The following is a 6,734-nucleotide window of genomic DNA, read 5'->3' on the forward strand; positions in this document are numbered from 1 at the left end:
CAGAAAAGCCAATTGCCCGAATGGTAATTGGCTTTTCTGTTTGCTTGTTTGTAAAGGTGCTGTTGTAAGATAGTTAGTGGGGCGATCGCCAGTCAATAGAAATAACGTTCGTGCCTGCACAACACAGTTGCATTCAAAAAACGCATGATGCTACAATACGTACATGAATTTTGAGTGGGATGAAAACAAAGCAGCGAGAAATCTGTCAAAGCACGGAGTCTCATTTGAAGAGGCAAAAACTGTTTTTGACGATCCGCTATATGTCGATTTCTACGATCCAGACCATTCTGATGAGGAAGATCGATATATTATTGTAGGAGAATCGCGCCGAGGCCGTTTATTAATAGTGTCTTATACGGAAAGGGGCAAGACAATTCGTTTAATTAGCGCCAGAGAAGTAACTAGAAAAGAGCGAGAAGTTTATGAAGAAGGCTGAAACAGATATGGAAGACGAACTGCGATCGGAATACGATCTGAAGAGCTTGCGAGTGAGAAAAGTAGGTCATGCACGCAAGAGTTTTAGCGGGCTGACAGTTCATCTGGAACCTGATGTTGCAGAAATGTTTCCCGATTCTGAAGCAGTAAATGAAGCTCTACGGTTTTTGATGAGAGTTATGAAAGACAATAAGTATCCTCTCGGCAATATGAGAGGCAATGACTAGAATTTAGTGAAGCCGATCGCGATCGAACAAAATATGCGTTTTGCCATCCGCGAAGGCGATCGTACCGTCGGTGCGGGCGTCGTCTCCAAGATTCAGCGTATTGAAAAGTCAGTTAAATATTTAACGAGGTATAGATGGTTGCAGGAATATGTTTACTTCTTAAAATACTTGGAACGATGATTGCGATCGTCGCTTGGGTCGATGTTCGGCGGTTTCTTGCAGCTCATAGCGCGATCGAAACTCGCAGCGATTTTGAAGCCTTCAAATCATTGGCACGCAGAAATATGTATATGACTTTAGCATTATTAGTTTTTCTTGTGCCAGCATTCTTCATGGGGCTGTACCTTGTTGTAGTAAACCCTAGGATTGGCTTAGCTTTGGTTCTCACTTTAGATGTCCCTATGTTATTACTGTCAAAAGTTCTCAAGCCACTTGAGCCTAAGGCTAGAAACTTGCCTTGTACACCAGACCTCAGTAAGAGTTATGCGCGTATTTGTGAGGTGTGGATAAATAAGCCATTTCCTAATTTTTAACTATGTACATTGGTGACCAAGAGGTTCTGTTATGAAGATTATCGAGTAGACGGCTAATAATTATCATGATATTTCTTTTTCCTAGCGATTACTTCAATCCAAAACAAGTTGATGAGATGTACGCTGGCCAAGTTTCAGCGCTGAACAACGTAGGATTAAATACTGCTGTTATCTCCTTAGAATCTTTGGGGAGTAAATTGCCTAAAATTAATCCTCCCATTTCTCAAAACTCGTACGTAGTCTACAGAGGTTGGATGCTTTCACCCTTGGATTACGAGCTATTGGTGAATGCTGTAGATAGCACCGGATCTAGCGCCTTTACTTCCAAAGCTGAGTATTTATTAACGCACTATCTGCCAAATTGGTATCCTTTAATTGCTGATTTAACTCCAGCTACTAAGTTTTACACTGTTGATGATCATTTAGAAACTGAGTTAAAAATATTAGGCTGGGAAAGATTTTTTATCAAAGATTACGTTAAATCTCTCAAAACCTCAAGCGGTTCAATTCTCGAACAGCCTTCAGAAATTAGAACGGTCGTGACCCAGATGCAAAAGTTTCGAGGAACAATAGAAGGTGGCATCTGCGTGCGTCAAGTCGAGGATTTTGTTGTAGAATCCGAGCGGCGTTACTTCGTGGTAAGCGGTCAACCGTTTTCTGCTTCTTTGGACGAGGAAATACCCTATATTGTTAAGGAATGTGCTGTGAGAATTCCCAGCAAATTCTTTTGTGTGGATGTAGTCGATCGCCAAGATGGAGTCAAGCGAATTGTCGAGATTGGAGATGGGCAAGTATCAGACATCGTTGGATGGTCTGCCGAACGTTTTGCACAAATTTGGGGCGGTAATAGCTAACACGCTGTCTCCTCTTGATTTCAAAAACAAACTCGTTATTTCATAAGCTACTATAGAAGCAATAACTCACAGGTTACGAGTATGACTTCGACACCAAACACCCAAACAAAAATTATCCGAACAGAACGCGGACTGACTATCGCAGGTACGCGCATCACCTTAATAAGGTCGATCGCTCACGATCGCGAAATCGCCCCCGATCGCACTTTTTGCAGTTCCGGCAATTTGAAAGCCAAAACAATATCTGCTTGAGGAATTCCCGCCGCCATCAACTCGTAAGCAACTCCATCTTCCGTACCATCGTGTTCGATCCACAGCTTGTTGTCGATAATTTCAATGTGGATCAAATTTCCGTAGATGCGATGACCGTTTTGCCAGCCTGTTTCGACTAACAAATAGCGATCGCGCTTTTCATCTAATACTAATTTGACCTCAGCTAGGTCGTCATTACCGAGAAAATCGATATATTCTTGGAGAATTCTTTCAACGATGTCGCGATATTGAATGTTTAATGAATCCATTGCACGATTGCCTCCTCTGCTGGCTCGAAGGTAACTAAACGAATGATACCATCAGTAGCTTGCGGGTTCTTGGCTCTTGTCGATCGCCCTTACAGAAAACTCGCCAGCCGGCGATCGCCACAAATATTTACAAAAATAGTTGATATTTCAGATTAGTTGTGTTATAGTAGCCTAGATGCGGGAGTATAGCTCAGTTGGTTAGAGCAGGTGACTCTTAATCTCAAGGTCGAAGGTTCAAGTCCTTCTACTCCCATCCTCAAACAACATAGTACAATGCCATTACCCGCAAGCTGTAGTGTTCTCGTCAATCTTAAAAAATTGAAAAGAATATTTGAGTCAATGAGCTTGTAAAATAATTTTCATGAACATCCAGCAATTTGTTGACAATTCCCTCGGACAGTGGCGATCGCAGCGCAGCGCCCATCACTTGACTTTCCGACACTTTGAAGCGATCGAGTCAGTCATTGATATCGTTGCACTCTCACCCGATGATGCTGCCGTAATCGACCTCTGCAAATCCTACAACATCGACCCAGCCCAAGCAGTCAACCCCTTTCACATGGCATGGGAAGGCCAGTCAGATTGGGATGAAAACGCTGAAATGAAAGGCAGTTGTATCCTCGTACCAATCCCAGATCCCACAGTCCCCAATCGCGGTAAACTACTGCGAGACCAAGGATATGCCGAAACCATTCCCGCCGCCGCCGACTATCACATCACAGACGATGGCACCTTTGTCCTCCTCACAAGCTACGATAACGCCGCCGCCGAAGAAAAAATTTGGTTTGCCAATCCCAACCTGCGCTTTCGTGTTTCCCTGATCAAAACCAGTAAAGGAAGTGGAGTTGTCACCGCATCATTTTCTTCAGAAATTCGATCGCTCTCCGGCAAATAATACCAATTATCGAAAATCATGCAACACGACGCACCTTACCTAAAGAGTAGATGAAACAAGCAGAACAATTGTTTTGTAACCAGAGTTTTGATAAATGGTAGAGCGGTTCTCAACCAAGTGATGTACTCACCGCCAATTACCAATTACTAATCCGTACCTCACTTGATAATTGCTATATAACAAAGTAAAAAAACTTATGAATTCAGTTAAAACAAATAATGATTTAATCACTCTGGCTCAGTGGATGGCCGGGGATTTCAGCAACTACAAACAATCCTTTGAAAAACCACAACAATTTGCCCACATTCATATATTTATTGGCTTTTACTCCGAGCAGGTTTATGACCACGATCTGTGGACTCCCTACCGTCAAGGAGTCCACAAATTAATAGACCAAGGAGAACAAATTTATATTGAAAATTATAGTCTCAACGATCCAGTACAATACGCCGGAGCAGCACGGGAATTAAGCATTCTCAAAACAATTAAACCAGATTGCATTCAACGGCGCTACAATTGCTCTATGGTTTTCAAACGAGAAGGAGAAATGTTTCGTGGTAGTGTAGAACCAGGAAACCAGTGTCTCATCGAAAAAAAAGGTTGTTCAACCTACCTCATCAGCGACGTGGAAATTACCGAAACAACCTGGAGCAGTCTCGATCGCGGTATGGATGTAAATACTCACGAACAGATTTGGGGCTCAGAGAATGGCTCCTTATGGTTTGAAAAGCGTCAAAGTTTTGCCGGAGAGCTACCGCCTCTCTAATTTTCCCGCCGACGAATTTCCAGGCGAGCGCAGCACATACTACAGCCACACCTATTACCCTAAAAGACTCCTGTACCCCAAAAAACTCCTGTAGTACGTGAAACAGCAACCTCCCCTGGAATGTTACATTATGTAAAGTTTTCTAATATAACATCCAATTATGGTAAATTTTCACATAACACAATAGTGGAGATTTTTTAAATGGTTTTTGGACCTGCATCTCGACTTGGAGTCAGTTTATTTGAAGAAACACCCTGTTTAGAACTGATTCCAGGACGTTCACAAGAAGAAGTAGAAACCATTATTCGTGCCGTCTACCGGCAAGTTTTGGGTAATGCTTACGTCATGGAAAGCGAACGGGCAACAATTCCTGAATCGCAATTCAAAAGTGGTGCATTGAGTGTACGCGAATTTGTCCGCGCTCTGGCAAAATCCGACGCTTACCGTTCTCGCTTTTTCGATACTTGTCCTCGCTATCGGTTTCTTGAACTGAATTTCAAACATCTTCTCGGTCGAGCTCCGGATGGCCTAGAAGAAATGAGAACCCATAGCACTATCTTAGATACTCAAGGCTACGAGGCAGATATTGATTCTTACCTCGACAGCGATGAATACCAAAACGCCTACGGCGAAAATATCGTTCCCTACTACCGAGGCTACAAAACCCAACCAGGACAAAATATGGTTGGGTTTACTCATATGTTTGCTCTCTTGCGCGGCCCTTCCAGCAGCGATTTCAAAGGAAGTCTTTCTGGAAAATCCCCAGTTTTGAACAAATACGTGATTCAAGAAACCCCTGTAGCAGTCATTCCTCCTTCCGGCGGTTCAGTTGGGGATGGTTGGTCATTTCCCGATAGACAGCGCGGTGCTAAAAGTGTTTACAACGTTGCTTCTGGTGACGAAGGTAAGGTTTTCCGTATCGAAGTAACTGGCTATCGCACTTCTGCAAAGAATCGGGTTCAAAAAATTCGGCAGAGCAACCAAGTTTATGTAGTGCCGTTTTCCAGACTTTCCCAAGAATATCAACGCATCCACAAACAAGGCGGCGTAATTGCCAGCATCACTGCTGTCAACTAGAAACCGTTTAAACTTCTAGCTTCACGACTTGGGGAATTACCTCCCTGAGCGTGTTTTTCTTCAATCCTTAATTCCCTGTTTTGAAACGTTATTTAGTCTTAGGAGAAACTCAATGAGTGTGGTTTTAGATGCACCAGTAGAACTTTGGTCTACTAGCAGTTCCGATGATACACAGGCCGTAATTCGGGCAGTTTACAAGCAAGTGCTCGGCAATCCCCACGTGATGGAAAGCGAACGCCTGACTGTGGCAGAATCCCAGTTGTGCGATGGTGGGACGACAGTACGGGAATTTGTCCGCGCTGTGGCAAAATCCGACTTCTATCGCAGTCGGTATTTTGAATCATGCGCTCCCTACCGCTTTGTCGAGCTAAACTTTAAACATTTGTTAGGTCGCGCTCCCTTAGACCAAGCAGAACTTTCTGAGCATATTCGCACCTGTATCGAAAAAGGCTACGATGCAGAAATTGACTCGTACCTTGACAGTCAAGAATATGAGGACAAATTTGGCGAGAATACAGTCCCTTATTATCAAGGGGCAAAAAGTCAAGTCGGACAAAAGCAAGTTGGCTACAATCGCACTCTTTCCCTGTATCAAGGTTATGCAGGAGTTGACAGTGCTTTTACCGCTTCTCGCTTAGTTGACTTCGTAGCTGGTAATAGTGGTAACAAAATTACTTTACCAAGCACAGGCGGTCGCATTAGTGCTTCCAAAGATGCCACCGAAAAAATGTTCAAGATTGTTGTCAAAGGAGCTAAATTTGATAGCCCTCGCCGAGTGAGCAACACTGAATATCTTGTCTCTGGTGGGAAGATGACTCCGCAAATTCAGCGCATTCATCGCGCTGGCGGAAAAATTGTCAGCATCACCGAAGTTGCTTAAGCCATAGACTGATGACGCGAGCCTGAGTCGGGGATAACTAGAAACTTTCTTGGGTTCCCCTTTATGAGCTGAGCTAGATTCTTCTATCGTTTTTTTTGATTGAGGTTTCGTATCTTAATACTTTCTCTAGAGCGAGTTTCTTATTCGCTCTTTTTCTGTTTAAAAAAGCCAAAAACTTGATTTATAGAAGAAGGCCTTAATTATCTAGGGGAGAAGGAAAAAATATTTGGTCGAAGCACGTCCAGGACTGTTTCTCAAATCTAAATTCTAAAATGGTATTATAAAACTTTATTAAGTTTGTAAGCAGTAGTAAGCAATAGTAGTATCATATAGTCAAAATGGTAAACTGAGAGAATTATTGCGATTGTCAAAAAATGGAGAGTCTGAATGCAACTAGCAGAGAGGCACATCATTAAATCCACCGAGAATCGTTTTGTTAAAATTGATGAATTAGCCTTTAAATCCAAAAATTTGTACAACGCGGCTAACTACCTTATCCGTCAAAGTTTTGTCTATGGATGGGGTTATATCAATTACAACGAAATG

General features: G+C 42.8%; 9 protein-coding genes, 1 tRNA gene and 2 pseudogenes. 11 read left to right on the plus strand and 1 reads right to left on the minus strand.

Annotation, left to right across the window (positions count from 1 at the left end; all coding sequences use genetic code 11):
* Positions 1-163 precede the first annotated feature (163 nt).
* The 5 genes and pseudogenes from JGK20_RS33665 to JGK20_RS33685 all read left to right on the plus strand — a co-directional run bounded on the left by JGK20_RS33665 (position 164) and on the right by JGK20_RS33685 (position 2,049).
* Positions 164-436: a BrnT family toxin gene (locus tag JGK20_RS33665; protein WP_293183806.1), complete on the plus strand. Its 273-nt coding sequence runs from the start codon at positions 164-166 to the stop codon at positions 434-436.
* Positions 423-662 (plus strand): hypothetical protein, encoded by a 240-nt coding sequence (locus tag JGK20_RS33670; RefSeq protein ID WP_293183809.1) that lies wholly within the window; start codon positions 423-425, stop codon positions 660-662. Before JGK20_RS33665 ends, JGK20_RS33670 begins: the two co-directional genes overlap by 14 nt.
* 3 nt (positions 663-665) lie before the next feature.
* Positions 666-761: pseudogene (locus tag JGK20_RS33675) on the plus strand (hypothetical protein); the annotation flags it as partial.
* Positions 762-796: 35 nt separating this feature from the next.
* On the plus strand, positions 797-1,195 hold the full coding sequence (locus tag JGK20_RS33680) for a hypothetical protein (RefSeq protein ID WP_293212505.1): 399 nt from the start codon (positions 797-799) through the stop codon (positions 1,193-1,195).
* A gap of 65 nt (positions 1,196-1,260) precedes the next feature.
* A complete protein-coding gene (locus JGK20_RS33685) occupies positions 1,261-2,049 on the plus strand; it encodes an ATP-grasp domain-containing protein (RefSeq protein ID WP_293225300.1) in 789 nt (262 codons plus the stop codon).
* A gap of 176 nt (positions 2,050-2,225) precedes the next feature.
* On the opposite strand, the gene JGK20_RS33690 is transcribed toward JGK20_RS33685, so the two are convergent.
* Positions 2,226-2,570 (minus strand): XisI protein, encoded by a 345-nt coding sequence (locus JGK20_RS33690; protein WP_293183814.1) that lies wholly within the window; start codon positions 2,568-2,570, stop codon positions 2,226-2,228.
* Positions 2,571-2,749: 179 nt separating this feature from the next.
* Here JGK20_RS33690 and JGK20_RS33695 point away from each other — a divergent pair.
* The 6 genes and pseudogenes from JGK20_RS33695 to JGK20_RS34755 all read left to right on the plus strand — a co-directional run.
* Positions 2,750-2,823, plus strand: a tRNA-Lys gene (locus JGK20_RS33695).
* A 108-nt stretch (positions 2,824-2,931) separates the two neighbouring features.
* Positions 2,932-3,465 (plus strand): phycobiliprotein lyase, encoded by a 534-nt coding sequence (locus JGK20_RS33700; protein WP_293183817.1) that lies wholly within the window; start codon positions 2,932-2,934, stop codon positions 3,463-3,465.
* Positions 3,466-3,661: 196 nt separating this feature from the next.
* Positions 3,662-4,231: a chromophore lyase CpcT/CpeT gene (locus tag JGK20_RS33705; protein ID WP_293233745.1), complete on the plus strand. Its 570-nt coding sequence runs from the start codon at positions 3,662-3,664 to the stop codon at positions 4,229-4,231.
* Positions 4,232-4,432: 201 nt separating this feature from the next.
* On the plus strand, positions 4,433-5,308 hold the full coding sequence (locus JGK20_RS33710; protein WP_293183822.1) for a phycobilisome linker polypeptide: 876 nt from the start codon (positions 4,433-4,435) through the stop codon (positions 5,306-5,308).
* Between the two features lie 112 nt (positions 5,309-5,420).
* Positions 5,421-6,188 carry a phycobilisome rod-core linker polypeptide gene (locus tag JGK20_RS33715; protein WP_293192632.1) on the plus strand — a complete coding sequence of 256 codons (768 nt, stop codon included), beginning with the start codon at positions 5,421-5,423 and terminating at the stop codon, positions 6,186-6,188.
* Positions 6,189-6,575: 387 nt separating this feature from the next.
* Positions 6,576-6,734: pseudogene (locus JGK20_RS34755) on the plus strand (RNA-guided endonuclease TnpB family protein); the annotation flags it as partial.

Source organism: Microcoleus sp. PH2017_05_CCC_O_A, from assembly GCF_020738785.1.
GTDB lineage: Bacteria > Cyanobacteriota > Cyanobacteriia > Cyanobacteriales > Microcoleaceae > Microcoleus.

What these genes read in the sequence shown, in the direction of transcription:
- JGK20_RS33665 (WP_293183806.1), top strand. Translation starts at nt 164, where the DNA reads ATGAATTTTGAGTGGGATGAAAACAAAGCAGCGAGAAATCTGTCAAAG.
- JGK20_RS33670 (WP_293183809.1), top strand. Translation starts at nt 423, where the DNA reads ATGAAGAAGGCTGAAACAGATATGGAAGACGAACTGCGATCGGAATAC.
- JGK20_RS33680 (WP_293212505.1), top strand. Translation starts at nt 797, where the DNA reads ATGGTTGCAGGAATATGTTTACTTCTTAAAATACTTGGAACGATGATT.
- JGK20_RS33685 (WP_293225300.1), top strand. Translation starts at nt 1,261, where the DNA reads ATGATATTTCTTTTTCCTAGCGATTACTTCAATCCAAAACAAGTTGAT.
- JGK20_RS33690 (WP_293183814.1), bottom strand. Translation starts at nt 2,570, where the DNA reads ATGGATTCATTAAACATTCAATATCGCGACATCGTTGAAAGAATTCTC.
- JGK20_RS33700 (WP_293183817.1), top strand. Translation starts at nt 2,932, where the DNA reads ATGAACATCCAGCAATTTGTTGACAATTCCCTCGGACAGTGGCGATCG.
- JGK20_RS33705 (WP_293233745.1), top strand. Translation starts at nt 3,662, where the DNA reads ATGAATTCAGTTAAAACAAATAATGATTTAATCACTCTGGCTCAGTGG.
- JGK20_RS33710 (WP_293183822.1), top strand. Translation starts at nt 4,433, where the DNA reads ATGGTTTTTGGACCTGCATCTCGACTTGGAGTCAGTTTATTTGAAGAA.
- JGK20_RS33715 (WP_293192632.1), top strand. Translation starts at nt 5,421, where the DNA reads ATGAGTGTGGTTTTAGATGCACCAGTAGAACTTTGGTCTACTAGCAGT.